This window comes from Rouxiella silvae (genome assembly GCF_002093625.1).
Classification (GTDB): Bacteria; Pseudomonadota; Gammaproteobacteria; order Enterobacterales; family Enterobacteriaceae; genus Rouxiella; species Rouxiella silvae.
On the sequence record NZ_MRWD01000044.1, the window covers coordinates 19,792 to 41,376 of the forward strand.

Below are 21,585 nucleotides of genomic sequence, written 5' to 3' on the forward strand. Positions count from 1 at the left end.
TAATGCGCAAGCAAAGTTACCGGGGGCACCTACCTGCTCACCCTGAGTTTGGCTGCTGGTAGCTTTTTTAATAAGGGCAGAAACAATGTCAAAGCCAGAGGAAAGCGGCCTCGAGCGCGATTACTGTGCCGGGCAGCTCACCCTGAGAGACATGGCTGAGATATACGGCATCAGTGAAGGGGCGATAAGAAAGCGCGCCAAAAAAAACGGATGGGTACGCAAGGAAAAATCTGGTACGCAAAAAAGTACGCAGGAACGCAAAAGCGGTACGCAAAAAAAAGAGGTGCGTACCAGCACCAAGACAAACAAGAAAGAGCCATCATCGGATACTGACCCGCCCCAAATCGAGGAATACAACGAAAGCGACGAAGTAGGGTTAGAACCGCGCAGATACGGGCTCAACGAAATCCAGCGGCGATTTGTTAATGAGTACCTCATCGACTTGAATCGGACAGCGGCCTACAAAAGAGCAGGAGGGAAGGGCGAGGGTAATACTGCCTACGTCAGCGCAAGCCGAATGTACAGAAATGCTAAGGTGAGCCGAGCGATAAGTGATGCGCTGGAAGCCAGGGAGCGCCGGACTCAAATAACCCAGGATGCAGTCCTGAAAATGTGGTGGGACATCGCCACTGCTGACGCCAATCAGATCACTGAGTACCGCCGGTTGTGTTGTCGTCACTGCTGGGGCTTCGGCTTTCAGTACCAATGGCGGGATGCTGTAGAGCACGAAGAAGCTGGCGAGAAAGCAAAGGCCGCGAAGAAACCGCCTCCACGCGATAACGGTGGCTATGGCTTCGATGCCACGCTTGACCCTAACCCTGATTGTCCGCGATGTAACGGTGCTGGCGAGGGGCGTGCTCATTTCCACGATACGCGCGATCTGAATGGAGCTGCGCGACGCTTGTTCGCTGGTATCAAAGAAGGCAAGTTCGGTATTGAGGTCATCACCCGCAATCAGGATGATGCCTTGAAGATGGTCGCCCAACATCTTGGTATGCTGAAAAACAAAACCGAGATCAGCGGACCCGATGGCAGCCCGGTAAAAACGGAAGCTGTTACCATGACCCCAGAGGAAGCGGCAGAGGCTTATCGCCGTTTAATGGGATAACTGCCGGAAATACCCGTTTCGCCCTAAAAAAACGCTATACAAAATCACGCTACTTTTATGCATGATTTATGCAGGCAATTTTTACCGTTCGCTCCCTGAAAACTATTGAAAAAAAGGCACTCAGTCGTTTTGCTCGGTGAGTGCCTTCGGCGCGGTGCGGGTAACATCCATTATGTTAAAAAGTAGCTACATCCGCTCATTTACGACAATCAAGAAGACCTGTGGGCTTTTAAGGTATCTGATAGAAATTCGCTGTTCATTACGGTGTTATCAAAAAACCAAACGACATGGATTACGTTGCCTCGGATGTTTACTACGGTCATTTTCGGGCCGCCTGAATTTAAAACAACAACATCCCCGACATTAAATTGCACGGTCATATAAACCTCATTTTTTTAAAGAGATTTAAATATGTATCTGATTAATCAATAACGCAAGAAATGAGATAAAAATGCCAATCCCGTTCCCGTTTGACTTCAAAAATCCGGACTACGGGCAGGTATTCGAATGGCGCATGGAGCGGCTGGAGCGCCTGAGAAAGCAGCCCGAGATGCTCCCAGCGATGAGGGCGTTTTATAAAACCAACCCCGCCCAGTTCATCATTGACTGGGGCATGACCACCGACCCCCGCAACATCGACTACGGCCTACCGGTTACGATCCCATTTCTGCTTTTTCCAAAACAAGAGGAGTGGATCCACTGGATTATGGACCGCCGTGAGAACATGGAGAACGGCATCACCGAGAAGAGCCGCGAAATGGGCCTGAGCTGGACGGCAATCGGGATGGCGTGCTCTCTGTGTTTGTTCAACAAAGAAATGGTGATCGGCTTCGGCTCCCGCAAAGAGGAGTACGTGGACAGCACCGGCGACCCTAAGGCGCTTTTCTGGAAGGCTCGGAAATTTGTTGAGACATTGCCGGTGGAGTTTCGCGGCTCCTGGAATGACAAAAAGCACGCACCCTACATGCGCGTTGAATTCCCTGAGACTGGCGCTGTTATCAAAGGCGAGGCGGGGGACAACATCGGGCGCGGCGACCGTACAACGCTTTATCTCGTCGATGAGGCGGCATTTCTCCAGCGGCCACTACTTATCGATGCTGCACTATCGCAAACAACACGCTGCCGTATCGACCTCTCCTCGGTCAACGGCATGGCTAACCCATTCGCACAGAAGCGCCACGGCGGCAAAATACCGGTGTTTACGTTCCATTGGCGCAGTGATCCGCGCAAAGACGATGCCTGGTACCAAAAAGAGTGCGCCAAAATCGACAACCCGGTTGTGGTGGCTCAAGAGCTCGACCTCAACTATGCGGCCTCAGCCGAGGGCGTGCTCATTCCTAACGAATGGATTAGGGCCGCCATCGATGCACATATCAAACTCGGCATACAGCCGACCGGTAAACGCCAAGGAGCGATGGACGTCGCCGACGAGGGCCGCGATAAAAATGCCTTCTCAACTCGTCACGGCTTCTTGCTTCACGACGTCGTGGAATGGTCCGGCGTTGGCAGCGATATTTATGCCTCATCTGAGAAAGCCTTTGGGCTGTGTGACCTACACGGTCTCGACGAGTTCCGCTTTGATGAGGATGGGCTCGGCGCAGGTGTACGCGGCGATGCTCGAGCAATTAACGAAATCCGCAAAGCGGAGCGCGTGCGCTACATACTGGCCACTCCATTCCGGGGCAGCGCTGCAGTATTCGATCCAGATGATGAAGCGGTGCCAGGTGACAATGGGCAGGCCGCCCGAATCAACAAGGACTTCTTCGCCAATGCCAAGGCGCAAAGCTGGTGGCATCTGCGCAAGTTGTTTAGAAACGTATATCGCGCCGTGGTGGAGGGTATGGAGTACAACCCTGACGAAATCATTTCTATCAGTGGCGATATCAAAAACCTCGACAAGCTGATTATCGAGCTATCACAGCCGACCTATTCAATAAACGGGGTGGGGAAAATCATCGTGGATAAACAGCCGGAAGGAACCAAATCACCGAACCTATCTGACTCAGTGATGATCAACTACGCGCCAATGGATACCTCAATGGATGTCTGGAACAAATTAGGAGGCCAGTAATGGCACGCTCTAAACCGGTCGCCACTGCTGACTCTTACGATAACTTCGTTGCTAAAGTCGGAATGCAGCAGCAAAACCAGCATGCCGCGTCTACCTATCGCGCCAACTACACCAGTCGAAACCGTCTGCTTATTGAGTGGGCCTATCGTTCGTCGTGGATCATTGGCGCGGCGATAGATTCTATTGCAGATGACATGACCAAAAAAGGCGTTCGCATTACTTCGGAAATCGACCCTAAGCGCCGTGGCGTGCTCGAGGCTGAATTCGAGGTTCTGAATATCTGGGACTGCCTGAGCGACACAATTAAGTGGGCGCGGTTGTATGGTGGCGCAATGGCCCTGGTCCTCATCGAAGGGCAGGCACCACTTACCCCACTCGAAATGAACAAGGTAGGCAAGGACAGCTTCAAGGGTTTAATCGTTCTCGACCGCTGGATGGTGAACCCGAACTTTGGCCGACTGATTAAAACCCTGGGGCCAGACCTTGGCAAACCAGAGTTTTACGACATCGTTACTTCTGCGCAGGGATTGCCTGCATGGACAGTCCATCACAGCCGCCTTATTCGCTTTGATGGTGTAACCCTGCCTTACCAGCAGTCGCGCACGGAGAACGGATGGGGAATGTCTGTGGTTGAGCGCATTTTTGACCGCCTGACCTCTTACGACAGTACCAGCGTCGGTGCTGCGCAACTTGCTTATAAAGCGCATTTGCGGACGATGAAAATCAAAAAGCTACGTGAAATTATCGCGATGGGCGGCAAGCCTTTTGATGCGCTGGTAAAAAATATGGACATGGTCCGCCAGTTTCAGACTAACGAAGGTTTAACACTGATAGACGGAGAGGATGAGTTTGAAACGCACACTTATGCTTTCGGTGGCCTGGCTGACTTAATCGCAGAGTTCAAAGAAGAAATCTCCGGCGCGACGGGGATCCCTCTGGTACGCCTGTTTGGGCAGTCGCCTAAGGGCTTCTCTACCGGTGATTCCGACTTAGCCAACTATTATGACGGGGTGGGCACCAATCAGGAGCGCCGCCTCCGCCAGCCCATCCGCATGCTGTTTGACATCATCCACCGCTCTAACTTCGGTGAGCCGCTCCCGGATGATTTCACGTTCGAATTTAACCCGCTATGGCAGATGAGCGAGGTAGACCGCTCAACAGTTGCCACCAACATGGCAAACGCCATCTCGACACTAAGTGACCGTGGCTTGCTCCCTACCAAAGCGGCAATGACTGATATCAGAGAGCTGGCAGACGTAACCGGCGTAGGTTCGTCAATTACCGATGAGGATATCGATAATGCAGAAGACAGCCCGCCGCCAAGCGCGAAAGACATCGGAGTTAAAGGCCCATCCGAAGGCGGTAGAGAATCAGTATCAGAAAAGCCTACGGGCGATAGCGCGAGAAGTGGGAAAGATAATCCACGACGGCTACGATGGTTCCAACGATTCGGTAACTGAAATCATGGACCGGCTGGACCAGTACAGCGCGATTATTGGTGACTGGGCGGACAATGTAGCCACTAACATGGTGCTGGCCGCCAATAAAATCGATGAAACTGCATGGAAGGCGCGTAGCCAGGCAATCAGCAAAGAATTGCACAACGTCATCAACAACACGCCTGTTGGCCACGTCATGCGGTCTATTGTTGCCGAGCAGGTGAAGTACATCAAAAGCCTGCCTATCGAAGCTGCTGACCGTGTCTATGACATCCAAAATCAGGCAATAGAGCTGGCGGCCAATGGCGGTCGCTCAAGCGAGCTTGCTGCCGAAATCATGCGAAGTGGTGAAGTTGCCGAATCCCGCGCCAAGTTGATTGCCCGTACTGAAGTGGGACGCGCCACACAGGCATTGACGCAGGCGCGAGCGTTATCAGTTGGTTCTGAGGGTTATATCTGGCGAACGTCTGAGGATGGCGATGTGCGGCACTCTCACTACTTAATGGAGGGCAAGTTTGTACGCTGGGACTCGCCGCCTACGTTGGACGGTATGACCGGACATGCGGGATGCCTACCGAACTGCAGATGTTATGGGGAAGTCGTTATCTCAGAAATCTAAACTATATTTAGATTTCAAACGATAATCGAATGTATGGAGCATGGAATGAAAACTTGGTTTATGGCATATGAATACACAAACGAAGAGCGCGTTGCCGTTAAAAGTTTTACTTTTATCACGGAAAATGAAGAACACGATCTTCCTAAACAAGTTGATGACTTTATCAGGAATGAAGCAGGTGCATTGGGTTTTGGGACTAGTGCCATAGCTGTGACTGCATTGAACATTGTTTAAAGCATATCAAACGACATAGGTCGCCATATGGCGGCCTTTTTTTATGCCCGCGATTCAGCAGGTGAACAATGAAATATTTCTTTAATACTCGTCTGGGTAACACGCGTTACCAATTGGCGGACGGCTCCGTATTGTTCAAAGACGTGCCGATTGCCCGCACGGGATCGCAGGTTTACGGCGCTGACGAGCTACCAGACCTCGAAACAGACAAAAACGGCCTGATAACCGTTCATCGTTACCCTGAGGAAGTTTTCAGCGCCGAGACAATAGCCTCGTTCGAAGGGATGGCTGTCACAATTGGTCACCCCAAAGATTTCGGCGGCAATATCATTTTCGTCTCGCCGGGCAACTGGCGACAACTGGCGAACGGCCACATTCAAAACGTTCGGCGCGGGACCGGTGACCAAGCCGATCTCATGCTGGCTGACGTTATCGTTAAAACGCAGGACGCCATTGAAGCCATCGATGCTGGTGACGATGAGGTTAGCTGCGGTTATGACGCCGAATACAAAAAAATCTCGCCGGGCGTGGCATCACAGTACGCCATTACCGGTAATCACCTGGCTCTCGTCCCTAACGGGCGTGCCGGTTCACGTTGTGCATTGGGAGACAGCATGCCTGTTACTAACTCAAAAAACTGGTTCACACGCCTGACCAAGGCGCGTAAAACCAACGACGCCAATGAAATGGCAAATCTTATCGATAACCCGCCAGACGACATCACCGGCGACGACGGTGGCGTAGAAACCACGTCCACGGCGGGTGGTGTGGTAAACATCCATCTTGGCCCACAACAGCCTATCCCCGGTCCAGCATTGGCCGGTACCGGTGATGCAGAGGAAGATATCCCCGCGTGGGGAAAAGCGCTTATTGAAGCCGTCTCCAAGCTCACTGGCGCTGGCAATTCAGAACCGACCGGCGATGAAGACGAAGAAGAGAAAAAAGAAGAGGAGGGGAAAATTACCGGTGATGCCGCGTATCTGGCCGACCTTATTCAGCCAGGTATCCAACTGCCCGAGAAAGCCAAGCTAACGGCATTTAAACGCAGCGTGCTGGCTGGTGGCGATCAGAAAATTGTTCGCTCTATCGTTGGTGATGCCGATATCTCCAAATTGCCTAAGCGCACTGTAGACATGGCTTTCAAAGCGGTCTCCGAGCTTTCCAAAACCCGCAATACCAAAACCACCGACGCCGCTCGCGCAATGGGTGATGCCACTCGCAGCACCATTGCCGGCTTGAATCAGGCCGCTCAGGACTTCTGGGCCAAACGAGGTTAATTCCCCATGGTTGCATATTTAAAACGGATGCCTGCGGGCATTGCCGGGGCGGTTTCACGCCCGCAAGACCTCACCGTTGAGCCAGTGATGCTGGACTCTACGAACCTTTTCTCAGCCTACGGCCTTGGCGGCAAATACTCCGGCGGCAAGTTTGTGCCGATTGTTGCCGCTGATACAGCAGCTGTATTGGCAGGAATTTACGTCCGCCCATACCCAACTATGTCGCAGCCAGATACCGTGCGCCAAATTGGCACCGGTAAGAATTACATGGGCGATTGCATGAAGCGCGGTTACGCCAGCGTGAATATCGGCGGTGATGCTTCGGCGGTTACGCTCGGTGGCGCGGTGTATATGCGAGTGGCGACACCGTCCGCACTGAGTCCGCTCGGCGCGTTCTTGTCTGCGGTAGATGGTGCCAACACCGTCCAGATCACTAACGCTTATTTCACGGGTCCTGGCGACGCCAGCGGCAACATCGAAATCGCATTTAATATTTAAGGACTCTACAACATGATGACTTTTGACCAGGCGACGATCGACAGTACCGGCGCCTTCCTTGTAGGTGAGCTTGAGCGGCTCGACCAGACGCTGAATATGCCGCTTGTCGCTTATACCTGGTCGCGTGACGTTCAACTGCGCGAAGACGTTTCTATTGCCGATGAAATCAGCTCATTCACGCAATCGGGCTTTGCCGCTGCTGGTGCGCCTGCTTCCAACGGCAAGAACTGGTTGAGCAAAACCGCGACCGCAATCCCAGGCATTAACGTGGATATCGGTAAGCAGGGTTTCCCGCTGAGCCTTTGGGGTATGGAGCTGGGCTGGACACTTCCCGAGCTACAAGCCTCGGTTCAAGTGGGCCGCCCGGTTGACTCCCAGAAATATGAAGGGATGCAGCTTAAATGGAACATGGACACCGATGAGCAGGTTTATATCGGGGATACCGGTCTGGGCGTTAATGGCCTGCTGAACCTTTCCCAGGTTACTCCGACGAACGCTACAAAAACCTTTGCGCTATCTTCGGCGGACGAAATGCGCGCCGCGATTAACACGTTGCTGACCGCCGGATGGGTTAACTCAGGCTATTCAATCGTACCAGGTGATCTTCTCGTTCCCCCTGAGCAATATGCGCTGATGGCCAGCACAATCGTTTCCACAGCCGGTAATCAGTCTTTGCTGACTTATCTCGCAACTAACACGATTGCCTACCACCAGAACGGCCGACCTCTGAATATCCGCCCGGTTAAATGGGCTAAAGGGACAGGAGTCGGCGGTACCGACCGCATGATGGCTTACACGAATGATAAAAAATTCGTGCGCTTCCCTATGGTCCCCCTGATGAGCGTTCCGATCCAGTATCGCGGTATTTATCAGTTGGTGACTTATTACGGCAAGTTGGGTGCGGTTGAACCGGTGTATACCGAAACTCTCGCGTACATGGATGGCATCTAAATTCTAGCCCCGAAAGGGGCTTAAAAGAGGCAGCAATGAAAACGATTTACGTGTTGAAAGCGTTCAACTTTAACGATGGTACTGGACCGGTAAAACCTTACAGTGCGGGATTTCATGATGTCGAAGACGAGATTGCCGAGCATTGGTTTGTCAAAGCTCATCTCTCTCCGGACGGTAAGGCACCTACATCTGAAAGCGGTACCCGTATCACGGAGCTTGAGGGGCTGCTGGCGGTACAAGCCGCGTTTGTCGGAGAACTGCAGGCGGCTGCGGAAATCAAGGACACTCGCATTACGGAGCTTGAGGGGCTGCTGGACACATCCAAAGAACAGGTCACCACTCTGACGGCACAAGTTGCGACATTATCAGGCGGTGAAACTAATGGCAGTAAATCAAAGTCTACCGACACCAAGTGATTTCCGAGTCCTCTTCCCTCAATTCGCTGATACAACCAAATACCCTGACCTGCGGATAGCTGCCCGCCTGGCTGTGGCGGATCGGCTGCTTAATGAGAACGTCACCGGTACTGATTTATTCCCGTACTACTCCGGCCTGTTTGTCGCGCATTACATGTACCTCGATGCTGCTGACAGTCGCTCAACGGCAGTCGGCGGTGCGGGTGGGGCCAATAGTGGGGTATTGACGTCAAAATCCGTGGATAAGGTTTCCATGAGCTATGACGCCAGCATGACGATGAACCCTGATGCCGGTTTCTGGAACAACAGTCGCTACGGGTCGGAATTTTGGGAATTGATGATGCTGTTTGGCGCGGGCGGGATTCAACTGGGGGCACCATGAAAAGCGGCCTGACGGTAAGGCTGGATAACTCAAAAGCTATTCTGGATGCGTTGAAGACTATTGGTAATCGTGACGTGCTGGTGGGCATTCCACAATCAGCAGACGAACGGCCACCGGAGGAAGGGGAGAAACCAACCTTTGGTAACGCCGCGATCGGCTATATCAACGAGAAGGGCTCACCGGCGCAAAACATTCCGCCGCGTCCGCACCTGGAGCCCGGCGTTCAATCTGTTCAACCCCAGACTGTTGAAAAACTTAAAGCTGCCGCGCTGGCGGTGCTTGAGGGCAATAGCGGGGCTGCTGAGCGGGCGCTGGAATCAGCGGGCATCATCGCCAGCCAGGCGGTTAAGCGTTACATGACGATCACAGGCTTCACGCCGCTGGCAGATAGCACGCTGGCGGCCAGAGCACGACGTGGGAGAAAGGGGGCAGCGAAGGAGTTGGAAAGCCGCGCTGCTGGTAACGACCCGGATAATGCCAACGCCCGACCGCTCATCGACACCGGCGAATACCGCAACTCAATCACCTACGTTGTAAGGGCCAAAAATGCCAAATCTTGATGTGTCAGAAATCCTCTTCGATCCTGATTTTGCGGATTTCTCACTGATGGTCACTCGTAACGCTCAGACCGTTGATAGTGATGGATTTGCGGCGAATGCCACGACTAAGACAACGTTTACCGGCGTCGTTACTGTCGATCGCTCCCTGGAGGCGCAGCGCCGTATGGCTGGACAGGTGGTTAACGGTGCAATTTTGATTGTGACGCAATTCCGGCTCACTCAGGGCCAGACCGGTATTGACGCTGACATTGTGACCTATCAGAACCGTGATTACCGCGTGACTTCTGTTGACCCTTATACGGCATATGGTGCTGGATTCGTGCAGGCGCATTGCGAGCTGCAACCGTTTGATGGAGGTACGCCTATTGAGCAATGACAGTACTGCAGCTGGTTGGCTGACTCCGACCGGCGATCCGCCAGACACCGATGAATCACTCGAGCGAAAACTCAGTCAGTGGGTCAAGGCATTGTCCGGGCTGCCAGATGGAATGGTGCGGCCACGGTGGACACCCGTTCAACCAGCGCAGCCAGCACAAAGTGTTAACTGGTGTGGTTTCGGTATTTTGAGCATCACCGGTGACGACAATCCAGCCTTCGTGAATCAATCAGATGATTCAACTGAGATGTGGAAGCACGAGCAAATCGAGTGCATGACCTCGTTTTACGGTCCGGGCAGTCAGGGTGTTGCATCTCAGTTCCGTGATGGCCTCAAAGTCTCGCAGAACAACGCACAGCTAAACACACTGGGTTTATCACTCGGTGAGTACAGCAAACTGGTATCAGCCCCCGAGCTGATTAACCAGCAGTGGGTACGACGGTACGACATGACCATATTTCTGCGCCGCAAACTTATCCGCACGTACGGCATTAAATCCGTTCTCGGAACAAATTTCACAATAACCACTGGAGATTAAATCCATGTCAGGATTATCCGTCAGTCGCATTTCTAATGTGACTGTGACTCTATCCGCCAAGGCTGCGCAGGGGTTTAACTTCGGCTCTATGCTTATCCTCGGCACATCGACCGTCATTTCGATTGCTGAGCGCCTGCGGGCTTATACTGCCGCTGATGACGTTGGCGCCGACTTCGGCGTAGACAGCGAAGAATACAAAGCCTCTGTGATCTGGTTCTCCCAGTCCCCGCAACCCACCCAGGTGTATATCGGGCGCTGGGTTAAAACCCTGGCCGCCGCCGAGGCTGGCGCAGTTGAGACACTCCTCGAGGCTGTGAATACGCTGCTGGGCTATACGTCTTGGTATGGCCTGCATATTGCCGACACTGTCGATCCAACCAATGCAGAGCTCATTAGCGTTGCTGCCGCGATTCAAGCCTCAACGATTTCCCGCGTGCTGGCCTATACAACGCAGGATGCTGCGGTGCTGGATTCTACTTCAACCACCGATATCGCCGCTCAAATGAAGGCTGCTGCCTACGGTCGCACCTTTGGGCAATATTCATCCTCAAGCCGCTATGCAGCCATTTCTGCTTTTGGTCGTGCTTTTACCGTGGACTTCACCGGCAGCAATACGACGATCACCCTCAAATTCAAAACAGAGCCGGGCATTACTTACGAAACGCTGACCGAACCACAGGCTGACGCTCTCGAAGCTAAAAACTGCAATGTTTACGTGCTGTACAACAACGATACGGCAATTCTTGAGCAGGGCGTGATGGCTAACGGCGATTTCTTTGATGAGCGCCACGGACTTGACTGGCTACAAAACACCGTGCAGACGGCTGATTACAACACCCTCTATACCTCAACCACCAAAGTTCCTCAGACCGACGCAGGGACAACCACGCGCATGGCAAACATCGAGCTTGCGCTCGAGCAAGCTGTGACAAACGGATTGTTTGCGCCAGGGAAATGGACCGGTGGCCCGATTGGTCAACTTAATACAGGTGACAGCCTTACCAAAGGTTATTACATGTATGCCGACACAGTAGATAACCAGTCACAGGCCGACCGTGAAAAGCGTAAAGGGGTCGCCATTCAGGTGGCCGGTAAGCTGGCTGGTGCCGTGCACTACGGCTCTGTCGCAATCACCGTCGTTCGTTAAGGGGTAAATAATGTCAACTTATAGCTTTATGGATATTTCCGTGAGCCTTACCGGGCCATCGGGAAGCATTGACCTCGGCGCGGGCTCTGCGAACTCGGACGAGGGTATTACCGTTGCGATGGGCGGCGCCAAAAACACCATGACCATCGGTGCCGATGGCGAAGGCATGCACAGCCTTCATGCTGATAAATCGGGGACAGTAGTTGTAAGCCTCCTAAAAACATCCCCACAAAATAAAAAGCTCTCGCTGATGTATAACGCGCAGATCCTTTCCTCAGCTCTCTGGGGAAACAACGTTATTGTCGGCAGGAACTTGGCTTCCGGGGATATCGTTACAGCGCGCAGTTGTGCGTTTCAGAAAATACCGGACTGGAAAAACGCCAAAGACGGCTCGATCGTCGAGTGGGTTTTTGACAGCCTGAAAATTGACGAAGTGCTGGGGAGCTACTGATGGAATTTGAGATTAAAGACCAGCAGTACCGCACGGCCAAGTTGAGCGTATTCGACCAGTTGAAAGTCTCCCGTAAGCTGCTGCCGGTATTATCCGGGCTGTTGGGCGATTTCCATGGGATTAAAGCTGCTGCTGATGGCGGTGACGTCTATAAGGCGATGGAAACCGCGCTACCCAAAATCGCCGAGTCGCTGGCCAGCATGAGCGAGGAAGATACCAACGCGATTATTTTCCCGTGCCTGAAAGTGGTTTCTCGCAAGCACCTCAAGTCATGGGTGCCGGTTTTCAGCGAAGACAGCCTCAACTTCGATGATATTGAGCTGATGGACATGCTGCAGCTGGTGGCCCGCGTGGTGGGGGATTCGCTTGGAAATTTTTTCAGCGGACTCCCCGGCAAAGAGACTGCGGACCCGTCGCTACAGGATTAACGCTCGATGTGATGCCCGATGGCACCGATATGATTTGGAAGGTAACCAGAGCGTACCAACTGGACCCGAAAGACCTCCTCTCCGGTGCAATCGACCTCTGCTACATCTCAGAAATGCACGATTACCTCACGCTCGAGGAAGACAACGAAAACCGGGTAACTCGCTGGAGACAGGCTAATGAACGCTGAAACAATTAAGGACTTTCTGGTTTCTCTGGGTTTTCAAGTTGACGACGCAGGAGCCAAAAAGTTTGATTCGGTGCTGGCGGGCGTCACGACGAACGTTTTTAAAATGGCGGGGGCGGTCGAGGCGGCCGCCGGTACCGTCATGCTGTTTACCACGAAAATTGCGGCGGGTCTGGATAACCTCTACTGGGCTTCTCAGCGCACCGGCGCGTCCGTGGCTGGCATCAAGGCGTTGGGCTATGCGGCATCACAAACAGGCTCAAGCGCGGAAGCGGCGAGGGGTTCTCTCGAGAGCCTGTCCCGCTTTATGCGCAATAACCCAGGCGCGGAAGGTTTCCTGAATCGCCTTGGCGTGCAGACGCGTGACGCCAGCGGCAATATGCGGGATATGTCGTCTGTGTTCACTGGCGTTGGCCAGCAACTCAGTAAAATGCCTTACTACCGCGCCAATCAGTACGCCGAGATGTTCGGCATTGATGAAAACACGCTGATGGCCATGCGCCGGGGGCTTGGTGGCTTCAATGCTGAATATTCGGCAATGGCAAAAGCGATCGGCTATAACGCCGACCAGGCGGCGGTAAGCTCGAATAAATTCATGACGTCGCTGCGTGACTTCGGCGCAATGGCGGGCATGGCGCGGGATAAAATTGGCTCGACCCTCGCTAATGGCCTGGCTGGTTCAATCGATAATCTCCGCAAACAGTTCCTCGAAAATTTCCCCAAAATTGAGGATACGATCACCCGTGGTGTGAATGGTCTGCTGTGGCTGGCGGGAGTAATCGGCCAGGTGATATACCGACTCATCCAAGCTGCTGGCGATATACGGGACTGGTGGGGAACGCTCGACAAAGGCACTAAGCAACTAATCGAGACGTTCGGCGGCCTGATTCTCGCCTGGCGCATCCTCAATAGCGCTTTTGTTATGTCGCCAATCGGAATGGTCACTCTCTTGGTTGGCGCTTTAATTGCGCTTTACGATGACTATAAAACATGGAAAGAAGGTGGCAAGAGCCTCATTGACTGGGGGAAATGGAAGCCTGAAATAGATTCTGCGCTGGATGGCATCGACAAGCTATGGACCGAAATTAACCGCCTTAAAAATGAGCTGTTGGATCTTTTCGGCATCGACCCCAAAACATGGTCCATTAAATTTGAGTTTACCAGTCTTACTAAACAGTTTGGTGAGCTCACCAAGATGCTCGGCACGATCAGCGACATCGTTAATGCAATTAACGAGGGTAGATGGTCCGATGCTGCAAGCCTGGCTAAGAAGCTAATGAATCAGGGAGGAGACCAGCCTGATGCGCTGCCGGGCGTCACCGGTGTAGCGACCCAAAATAGAAACTGGTTGCTGGATAAATACTTCCAGATGAATGATGCCGTGAACCGTTTCTTCACTCTCCATGCTGGCAATGATGGCTTACTCCCATCTGGCGGGTTAGCGAGTGGTGTAAAACGGCCTCAGGCCACCGCTGCGGGATCTGCTTTGCTAGGGTGGTTAAGCCCGACGCTCGACAAACTGGAAGCGCTCTACCACCTACCCGCAGGCTTACTTAAAAGCGTCGCTATCACCGAGTCAGCTGGAAACCCTAATGCCGTTTCTGGCGTGGGTGCACAAGGTCTTTTCCAACTAATGCCCGGTACCGCGAAGGATCTGGGGTTGAAGGGTGGAGATGCTTTTGACCCTGTGAAGTCTGCCCAGGCGGCCGCAAAATATTTAGCCCAACTCATGAAGATAAATGGCGGTGATCTCAATAAAGCATTGGCCTCTTATAACTGGGGCGTCGGTAATGTGCAGAAATACGGCATGGCGTTAATGCCTCAGGAGACGCGGAACTATGTTCCACGCGTGATGAGTAATATGCCTGGTGTCGGCACAACAATTTCACAGGAAACCAATATCCACGTGCATGGCGTCTCCGACCCAGTTCGCGCTGGGCAGGAAGTGGCTCAGAGGCAAACTAACGTTAATTCACGGTTAACGCAGCAGACGGGGGGAGGTGCAAGCTAATGGACATTCTTTCTACGCTGTTCCAGCAGTCGTCTAGGAAAATAGACCTGATAATTCCAAATGTTGTTGTGTCTGAAAAACATTCAGATGCACTGGAAATAACAGAGCACCCGGTGGAAATTGGCGCTCCCGTTGCAGATCATGCCTATAAAAGACCCTCTGAGGTCACAATGGAGATTGGTTTTGCGGGGGGCGGGTCACTTTTAGACGGTCTGGATACTTCGTCGGTTGGACTTTCTCTCGGCACAAGCCCGCAGGAGATGTATCAGAAAATACTCGACCTGCAAGCCACTCGAGTACCCTTCAATGTAATTACGGGCAAAAAGAAGTACAGCAACATGCTTATCCGGGGTATTGATGTCACGACCGACAAGACCAGTGAGAACGTGTTGATGTGCGTTCTCACACTGAGGCAGGTGCTAATTTCTCAAACTCAGACCGTTTCTGTAGCTGATAAATCTGATATGGCCAATGGTGTGAGCACTTCTGCTGTACAAAATAGCGGCGTTAAAACAGTCATCCCTACAACAACCTCGATACTTCAGAAGCTGGCAACATTCCTGGGGATTTCATTATGACTATGACGGCCAATGAAATTCCTCTATCGCCGGATAATCAGAAGTTCAGCATCACGCTTAACAGTGTTTCTTACCGGATGAATATCATCTGGCGAGATACACCTGGCTGGGTCATGGACCTGCAGGATAGCTCTGGCGTGAATTTGATTGCCGGAATTCCTCTTGTGACTGGTGCTGATCTGCTGGGTCAGTATGGGTATCTGGGTCTTGGGTTCTCGCTTTTGGTTATGTGCGACGACGACACACAGGAATACCCAACAAAGACGGATCTCGGCACCGGCAGTCATCTCTATTACGTTTTGCAAAGCTAAGGGGCAACGATTGAGCCAGAACTGGATGCGGCATTTTGAACTACTGCTAACGGATGATAGCGGGAAGGGGATCAGCCTATCTGACTTCAAAGTCACGTTTGATATTGAGTGGTTCAATATCAAATTTTCCCGCGTGGCCACCATTAAAATTTATAACCTTTCCCAAGCCACTAATAATCGCATTTTGGGGAAGGAGTTTTCCAAGCTCCGGATCATAGCGGGTTACGATGGGCTGGCCCAAGCAGTTGATCAAAGTCAGGTCGGCGTGGTTACGCAGGTCCCTGCTAATCAGGTCGGGCAAACCAATGGCCAGAATTATGGGCAAATTTATGATGGTGATATCCGTTTTAGCCTGACAGGTCGAGATAACCCCACCGACACCTACGTGTTAATTCAGGCCGTGGACGGGCATCAGGCGCTTATGGGGGCTGTGGTCACAACGACCCTTGCGGCGGGGTATACGGTCGCCGACGTGCACGCAGCGACAATGCAAAGCTTCAGCCCGTTCGGCGTAGTGGCGGGTATCACCGGCGACATGCCTACGACTGTCTTCCCACGGGGGCGCGTGATTTTTCAGGCAGCTCATAAGACGATGGATAATATCGCGCAGCAGTGCGGAGCTACCTGGCAGATTGTGGAAGGCAAGGTTCAGCTAATCCCGGTTAACAAATACATTCAGGAGGCGATCGTACTTAACAGCAACACAGGCCTAATCGGTATGCCTCAGCAGACTATGGGTGCTGGTGTTAACGTTCGCTGCCTGATTAATCCCAATATCCGTGTTGGCGGTCTGATAGAGTTGGACCAGACATCAGTCTATCGCGCGGCGCTGTCATCGAACGACATACAGATGTCTGGGGGGCGTATCTCGGAAAAGGACGATAACGGCAATAAGGTTGTGAGCGGTGTAGCCAGCATCCCACCGGCCAGTGTGGCCACGGATGGCGTTTATATTGTTCAATCAATATCCTATACTGGCGATACAAGAGGCCAAGCTTGGTACATGGATATGATGTGCTTTGCGCGTGGTTCAAAAGATCTTCTTACTGGTTCTGCCTTAAACAAGGGAGTAGTGAATGACTAGTCGTTGCTTGATTATTGCTCTAACTTTGATGTTCTCATCTTCAAGCATGGCTGCATTCGTTTGTGGTGGCTGGAAGTTAGACGTTAACAGCGCTGGGGAAACCACTCTCAATGGACAAGTAACCGACACACAAAAAATCACGTTCTTAAAAAAAGATGGTGATTACGCGAACATTAAAATGGACATGGCTCTATCCAGCTCAAGAGATGGGAACATGTACGGCTTCGAATTTATAAAGAGGGCTGGGAGGGCCTTTTTGAACGTTCAGTTGCTCCAGGCTAGGATGGATGCACCGAAGGTTTTTGGCACGTTTGACTGTCATAAAGTTAATTGATACTTAACGTTTCATAAAGTTTAGACCATGGATATAATGCAGGAATTACAGATAAATCCTATGGCGGCATTATGGAATACATTCCTTTAGATTCGTATGTGAAGAAGAAAACTCGAGCAATTTTGTTTCTTTTGATTGCATGTATAGCCCTGAGCTTGAAGGGCGGGGTTCATCCTGGATTAGTTACAATTGTCGCTATCATTGGATCTGTAATTTACTCTTACATGAAAAAAACTTACTACCCAAAAGTGTGGTCTAAAACTGTAGGGAAGCTGGCTTATAGCGCAAGAGAGCTAGATGAGGACAATTTTAAGAAGGAAATAATTAGGCACCTTCCTGTATTAGCAAGAAAACGTAATATGTTAATTACTAGCGATGATTATGGAAATATAATAGTTGATCCGTGGGTGAAGGAGAAAAAATATTATATAAGCAAACTAAACTACTTCCCTCATGTAACACCTTATTATTCAGGAATGGATGACTTTGATCAGTTCTTAATCCTAGATGAAATGATTGATGATTATCTTCAATTTAATGATGTTGAATCCATAAACATTATAGATATGACACCAACAGAATATGAGCACTATTGTGCTGATGTTCTTAGAGACCAAGGGTGGGAGGCTAGAGTCACTAAAGGATCGGGGGATCAAGGGGTGGATGTACTAGCAGAAAAAAATGGAGTTACTATTGCTGTTCAGTGTAAAAAGTACTCATCCCCAGTCGGAAACAAAGCCGTTCAAGAGGTTGCTGCTGGAAAAGGATTTTACGGTGCTGATTATGGAATGGTTGTTACAAATAATACTTATACAGCGTCGGCTAAACAACTCGCTAATTCGCAATTGGTTTTTTTACTTCATCATGATGATCTATATTCAATAGATGAGCTTATAGACGTCGGTGTCAATGTAGCTTGATAGAACCCGCCTAGTGCGGGTTTTTTTATGGAGTTTTTCCCATGCCTGTTTCTAACTCTGCCCAAACCGGCGATACCGCCGCGTTAACTGAGGCGCTAGCCAAGGACATATCGTCCAACCTTCGCGTTTCAATGCCAGGCATCATTCAGTCATTCGATCCGGGTGACGATACCCGAGGCCCGACGTGCGTTGTGTTACCTGCAATCAAAGGCACAAAGACTGACTCGGACGGGAACGTCACCTCGGAGGATTACCCGCTATTGGTGGACGTGCCGATGGTATTCCCTCGCGGGGGCGGCGTCACGCTGACTTTCCCTATCGGTGAAGGTGATGAGTGCCTGCTTGTGTTCTCTGACCGCTGCATTGATTTCTGGTGGCAGAGTGGCGGGGTACAGGAGGCAGTCGATAAACGCCAGCATGATTTATCCGATGCTTTCGCTATCGTCGGCCTACAGTCTGGCGCAACGAAAATCAGCAATATCAGCACGACGGCTGTGCAGCTGCGCACCGATGATGGCGCGAGCTTCATTGAGTTGAAGCAGGGCGGCGCGGTAAACATCAAATCAACCTTGGTGACGATTGACGGCGATGTGCAGGTTAATGGCGCCATAACCTCGACCGGCGACCAGACAGCGGCAGGTATCAGCCAGACCGGACATGTTCATGGCGGCGTCGAGTCAGGGGGCAGCAACACAGGAGAGCCGCAATGAGATACCGACGAGAAGACGCAGACGGCGATTACACGTTTGGACAGGGTGACAACACCTGGTTGATTAACTCCCCTGACGCGGTGGCACAGGCCATCAAAACCCGATTTCTGCTCTGGTACGGTCAGTGGTTCCTTGATACCACGACCGGTACACCGTGGATCCAGTCCGTATTGGGAAAGCAAAACCCAACGGCTTACAACATGGCCATTCGCCAGCGTATTCTTGAAACCCAGGGTGTTAACTCAATCACAGCTTTTAACACCACCGTGGACAGCTCCACGCGGCGCGTAACCTTCACCGCAACCATTGACACCCTCTACGGGACGACGACAGTCACAAGCGAGGCATAATGGCTCTTGATTTAGACACGTTGGGGCTCGCCTCCACGGTGACCGCCTCAGGGATAAGTGCGCCTGATTACCAGACAATCCTCACGACAATAACCGGCTACTTCCAACAAATTTACGGCACTGACTCCTATCTTGATCCCGATAGCAAAGATGGGCAAATGGTGGCGATTGTGGCGCTGGCCATCAATGACGCGAACAACGTAGCCATTGCCGTTTATAACGCATTTTCTCCAGCGACCGCTGTCGGTACTGGGTTATCCAGTAACGTCAAAATTAACGGCATCACGCGCCGTGCAGCCACCAACTCAACGGTAGACCTCACCCTGACCGGCACCGTGGGTACCACTATCACCAACGGCACAGCGAAGGATGCAAACGGCATTGTTTGGAATCTGCCGGCCAGCGTGGTTATCGGTACCGGCGGTACAGTCGTGGCCACGGCAACCAGTGCGACATCTGGTGCAGTTGCGGCACTTGCTGGCACTGTGACGTTAATAGGGACGCCCACGCGTGGCTGGGTCTCGGTCACCAATATACTGGCGACCACTGTGGGTACCGCAGCAGAAACCGATGCAGAACTGCGCGTACGGCAGACATTGAGCACTGCATTGGCCTCTGTAACGCCGTTTGACGCGGTTGATGGCGCGATTGCCAACGTATCAGGCGTGACACGTCACAAGCTGTTTGAGAACGATACGGAAGAAACTGACAGCAATGGCCTTCCGCCTCACTCAATTTCGGTCATTGTGGAAGGTGGCGACGCCAGCACTATCGCCAATACAATTCGTGGCACTAAAGGCCAGGGAGTGGCGACCTATGGCACGACGGCCATTACCGTGGCTGATAAGTATGGCAATCCTCACGCTATCAACTTTTCTCGCCCGGTAGACGTGCCGATTTTTGTCGCCATTACATTGCAGGCGTTCACGGGTTACACATCACAAATCGGTGACGACATAAAGACGGCAGTAGCTGCGTACGTCAATGCCCTGGCGATCGGCGATAGTGTCCTGCTAAGTCGAATGTATTCCCCGGCGAATCTCGGTGTTGTGAGCGGCGGCAACGCGAAGTATTACGACATCATTGAGTTGGCGATCGGCACTTCTGCCGCTGGTGTTGCTGCTGCCAACGTCACTATAGCCTATGACCACTCGGCATCATGCCTTACAGACAACATCGCGCTGACGGTGACGTCATGAGTAAGTACACCGATCTCATCACCAACTATCACGCCGGAAAGCCTAAATTTGTCAGCCACGTAGACCTATCCACGCGGCCACTAACCGACGTCGGGACGGCCATTACCAGCCTTATAGCTGCATTTGATATCGATACGGCTGTGGGTAATCAACTGGATATTATCGGGTTGTGGGTAGGGCGTTCACGGCGTGTGAGTACGCCAATCACCGGTGTTTATTTTTCGTGGGATACGGAGCGTGTTGGATGGGATCAGGGGGGGTGGCAGGGGCCATACGATCCGGATGATGGCGTTATTGACCTCAGCGACGAAATCTATCGGCTTGTGCTGAAAGTTAAGATAGCCATTAACAGTTGGAACGGCCAGAACGACTCCATACAGGAGTTCATCAGCGGCATGCTTTTAGGCTCCGGCCTGAGAATGGCGATTGTTGATAATCAGGACATGAGTATTTCAATCTGGCTGCTCCCTGACCAAAATATTTTTATGAACGATACGGACCGCTTAATTTTTGATTCAGCCCTGAATCGCGGCCCCTTCATTGTGTTACCTGCAGGTTATACCTCATCCCGACTCGATCTCAATCCGCTTGACCAAGTCAATAGCGAACTCTTTTGGGCTATCCAGAATGGTTACATGACAATTAAAGCGGCAGGAGTTCGCGTGCGTGAAATTCAGATGCCGTCTGAGGGGTATCAATTTTTTGGGTTCGATATCGACAACGACTACGTATCCGGCTGGGATAGCGGTGCATGGGGAGAAGATCTTTAATGGCAGCAAACAACTTTAAACCGTTCGCTACGGGTTCCGGCGCGAATATTACATCACAGGCAGATTGGGAAGCGCTTGCGGCGCTGGCGACTGGATTTTCGTCAGGCAAAGCATCTTCAGCTCAGATCAACAAAGCGTTAAGGCAAAGTTCATTTATCTCGGCAGCAGTCGCGCAATTCATTGCAAATACCCTGAATGTTGATGTTCTTGATGATGGTGACCAGGCGGGTTTTGTTACCGATCTAATCAGCGCACTGCGAACCGACACCACGAAAAATCTACTCCCTGTATTCATTAGTCAAACCAATGGCTATATCGCCATGCCAGCCCTTCTGGCGGGAGTGAAAACAACTTTCTACATCCAGTTCGGAACTTTTACAGGGACCACGGACAGTACGGGCAATAATGGCGTCTACGAGAATTCAAACATCAACGTTGTGTGGCCGGTAGCTTTCCCAAATGCGAACCTTGCAGTAATTACGGGTGGTTCATCTGATGTTGGCGGGGTTGGTATGCAGGAAATGGCCTGGAGCCTGAATAAAGGAAAAACAGGTGGAACATTTGGCGTCCAGTGCAGAGCGCCATCATCATCTATGACAGGCTCATATATTGCCATCGGATATTAACAGGAAGCCATT

29 protein-coding genes are annotated in these 21,585 nt (G+C 51.8%); 28 read left to right on the forward strand and 1 reads right to left on the reverse strand.

Going from position 1 to position 21,585, the window contains the following annotated elements; genetic code table 11:
- Positions 1-85 precede the first annotated feature (85 nt).
- Positions 86-1,108, forward strand: a complete 1,023-nt coding sequence (locus tag BS639_RS17110) for a terminase small subunit (protein WP_084983720.1) — start codon at positions 86-88, stop codon at positions 1,106-1,108.
- Between the two features lie 209 nt (positions 1,109-1,317).
- On the opposite strand, the gene BS639_RS25300 is transcribed toward BS639_RS17110, so the two are convergent.
- A complete protein-coding gene (locus tag BS639_RS25300) occupies positions 1,318-1,488 on the reverse strand; it encodes a DUF2158 domain-containing protein (RefSeq protein WP_084983721.1) in 171 nt (56 codons plus the stop codon).
- A 71-nt stretch (positions 1,489-1,559) separates the two neighbouring features.
- Here BS639_RS25300 and BS639_RS17120 point away from each other — a divergent pair, with 71 nt between their 5' ends.
- From BS639_RS17120 to BS639_RS17250, 27 genes are all read left to right on the forward strand, one after another.
- Entirely contained in the window at positions 1,560-3,179 is a 1,620-nt protein-coding gene (locus BS639_RS17120) for a TerL protein (RefSeq protein ID WP_084983722.1), read from the forward strand.
- Complete coding sequence (locus tag BS639_RS17125) at positions 3,179-4,639, forward strand: DUF1073 domain-containing protein (protein WP_084983723.1); 1,461 nt, start codon at positions 3,179-3,181, stop codon at positions 4,637-4,639. Before BS639_RS17120 ends, BS639_RS17125 begins: the two co-directional genes overlap by 1 nt.
- Positions 4,587-5,237, forward strand: coding sequence for a phage head morphogenesis protein (locus BS639_RS17130; RefSeq protein WP_173882109.1), 651 nt, complete (start codon positions 4,587-4,589; stop codon positions 5,235-5,237). The genes BS639_RS17125 and BS639_RS17130 overlap by 53 nt, the downstream gene beginning before the upstream one ends.
- Before the next feature lie 45 nt (positions 5,238-5,282).
- A complete protein-coding gene (locus BS639_RS17135; protein ID WP_084983725.1) occupies positions 5,283-5,471 on the forward strand; it encodes a hypothetical protein in 189 nt (62 codons plus the stop codon).
- 68 nt (positions 5,472-5,539) lie between these two features.
- The gene (locus BS639_RS17140) at positions 5,540-6,748 is read left to right on the forward strand and encodes a DUF2213 domain-containing protein (protein WP_084983726.1); all 1,209 of its coding nucleotides are present in this window, start codon (positions 5,540-5,542) and stop codon (positions 6,746-6,748) included.
- A gap of 6 nt (positions 6,749-6,754) precedes the next feature.
- On the forward strand, positions 6,755-7,246 hold the full coding sequence (locus tag BS639_RS17145) for a structural cement protein Gp24 (protein ID WP_084983727.1): 492 nt from the start codon (positions 6,755-6,757) through the stop codon (positions 7,244-7,246).
- Between the two features lie 12 nt (positions 7,247-7,258).
- Entirely contained in the window at positions 7,259-8,197 is a 939-nt protein-coding gene (locus BS639_RS17150) for a DUF2184 domain-containing protein (RefSeq protein ID WP_084983728.1), read from the forward strand.
- 35 nt (positions 8,198-8,232) lie between these two features.
- Complete coding sequence (locus BS639_RS17155) at positions 8,233-8,613, forward strand: STY1053 family phage-associated protein (RefSeq protein ID WP_084983729.1); 381 nt, start codon at positions 8,233-8,235, stop codon at positions 8,611-8,613.
- A complete protein-coding gene (locus BS639_RS17160) occupies positions 8,579-8,995 on the forward strand; it encodes a DUF4054 domain-containing protein (RefSeq protein ID WP_084983730.1) in 417 nt (138 codons plus the stop codon). The genes BS639_RS17155 and BS639_RS17160 overlap by 35 nt, the downstream gene beginning before the upstream one ends.
- Complete coding sequence (locus BS639_RS17165) at positions 8,992-9,555, forward strand: hypothetical protein (protein WP_084983731.1); 564 nt, start codon at positions 8,992-8,994, stop codon at positions 9,553-9,555. The genes BS639_RS17160 and BS639_RS17165 overlap by 4 nt, the downstream gene beginning before the upstream one ends.
- Entirely contained in the window at positions 9,542-9,931 is a 390-nt protein-coding gene (locus BS639_RS17170) for a head-tail adaptor (RefSeq protein WP_084983732.1), read from the forward strand. Before BS639_RS17165 ends, BS639_RS17170 begins: the two co-directional genes overlap by 14 nt.
- The gene (locus BS639_RS17175; RefSeq protein ID WP_407690314.1) at positions 9,906-10,469 is read left to right on the forward strand and encodes a phage neck terminator protein; all 564 of its coding nucleotides are present in this window, start codon (positions 9,906-9,908) and stop codon (positions 10,467-10,469) included. Before BS639_RS17170 ends, BS639_RS17175 begins: the two co-directional genes overlap by 26 nt.
- A gap of 4 nt (positions 10,470-10,473) precedes the next feature.
- A complete protein-coding gene (locus BS639_RS17180; protein WP_084983734.1) occupies positions 10,474-11,616 on the forward strand; it encodes a DUF3383 family protein in 1,143 nt (380 codons plus the stop codon).
- Between the two features lie 10 nt (positions 11,617-11,626).
- Entirely contained in the window at positions 11,627-12,067 is a 441-nt protein-coding gene (locus BS639_RS17185) for a phage structural protein (RefSeq protein ID WP_084983735.1), read from the forward strand.
- Positions 12,067-12,495 carry a phage tail assembly chaperone gene (locus BS639_RS17190; protein WP_084983736.1) on the forward strand — a complete coding sequence of 143 codons (429 nt, stop codon included), beginning with the start codon at positions 12,067-12,069 and terminating at the stop codon, positions 12,493-12,495. The genes BS639_RS17185 and BS639_RS17190 overlap by 1 nt, the downstream gene beginning before the upstream one ends.
- 113 nt (positions 12,496-12,608) lie before the next feature.
- Positions 12,609-12,683 carry a DUF6889 family protein gene (locus BS639_RS25305; protein WP_407690315.1) on the forward strand — a complete coding sequence of 25 codons (75 nt, stop codon included), beginning with the start codon at positions 12,609-12,611 and terminating at the stop codon, positions 12,681-12,683.
- Positions 12,673-14,691 (forward strand): transglycosylase SLT domain-containing protein, encoded by a 2,019-nt coding sequence (locus tag BS639_RS17200; protein ID WP_084983737.1) that lies wholly within the window; start codon positions 12,673-12,675, stop codon positions 14,689-14,691. Before BS639_RS25305 ends, BS639_RS17200 begins: the two co-directional genes overlap by 11 nt.
- On the forward strand, positions 14,691-15,269 hold the full coding sequence (locus BS639_RS17205) for a phage baseplate protein (protein ID WP_084983738.1): 579 nt from the start codon (positions 14,691-14,693) through the stop codon (positions 15,267-15,269). The genes BS639_RS17200 and BS639_RS17205 overlap by 1 nt, the downstream gene beginning before the upstream one ends.
- 2 nt (positions 15,270-15,271) lie before the next feature.
- Positions 15,272-15,580 (forward strand): phage baseplate plug family protein, encoded by a 309-nt coding sequence (locus BS639_RS17210; RefSeq protein ID WP_084983756.1) that lies wholly within the window; start codon positions 15,272-15,274, stop codon positions 15,578-15,580.
- A gap of 10 nt (positions 15,581-15,590) precedes the next feature.
- Positions 15,591-16,664, forward strand: a complete 1,074-nt coding sequence (locus BS639_RS17215; protein ID WP_084983739.1) for a baseplate hub protein — start codon at positions 15,591-15,593, stop codon at positions 16,662-16,664.
- On the forward strand, positions 16,657-16,998 hold the full coding sequence (locus BS639_RS17220; RefSeq protein ID WP_084983740.1) for a hypothetical protein: 342 nt from the start codon (positions 16,657-16,659) through the stop codon (positions 16,996-16,998). Before BS639_RS17215 ends, BS639_RS17220 begins: the two co-directional genes overlap by 8 nt.
- A gap of 71 nt (positions 16,999-17,069) precedes the next feature.
- Positions 17,070-17,918 carry a restriction endonuclease gene (locus BS639_RS17225; RefSeq protein ID WP_084983741.1) on the forward strand — a complete coding sequence of 283 codons (849 nt, stop codon included), beginning with the start codon at positions 17,070-17,072 and terminating at the stop codon, positions 17,916-17,918.
- 41 nt (positions 17,919-17,959) lie between these two features.
- Positions 17,960-18,628: a Gp138 family membrane-puncturing spike protein gene (locus BS639_RS17230; protein WP_084983742.1), complete on the forward strand. Its 669-nt coding sequence runs from the start codon at positions 17,960-17,962 to the stop codon at positions 18,626-18,628.
- The gene (locus BS639_RS17235; protein ID WP_084983743.1) at positions 18,625-18,978 is read left to right on the forward strand and encodes a hypothetical protein; all 354 of its coding nucleotides are present in this window, start codon (positions 18,625-18,627) and stop codon (positions 18,976-18,978) included. Before BS639_RS17230 ends, BS639_RS17235 begins: the two co-directional genes overlap by 4 nt.
- A complete protein-coding gene (locus BS639_RS17240; protein ID WP_084983744.1) occupies positions 18,978-20,177 on the forward strand; it encodes a baseplate J/gp47 family protein in 1,200 nt (399 codons plus the stop codon). The genes BS639_RS17235 and BS639_RS17240 overlap by 1 nt, the downstream gene beginning before the upstream one ends.
- The gene (locus tag BS639_RS17245; protein ID WP_084983745.1) at positions 20,174-20,947 is read left to right on the forward strand and encodes a DUF2612 domain-containing protein; all 774 of its coding nucleotides are present in this window, start codon (positions 20,174-20,176) and stop codon (positions 20,945-20,947) included. Before BS639_RS17240 ends, BS639_RS17245 begins: the two co-directional genes overlap by 4 nt.
- Positions 20,947-21,573 (forward strand): gp53-like domain-containing protein, encoded by a 627-nt coding sequence (locus BS639_RS17250; RefSeq protein WP_084983746.1) that lies wholly within the window; start codon positions 20,947-20,949, stop codon positions 21,571-21,573. Before BS639_RS17245 ends, BS639_RS17250 begins: the two co-directional genes overlap by 1 nt.
- Positions 21,574-21,585: the final 12 nt, after the last annotated feature.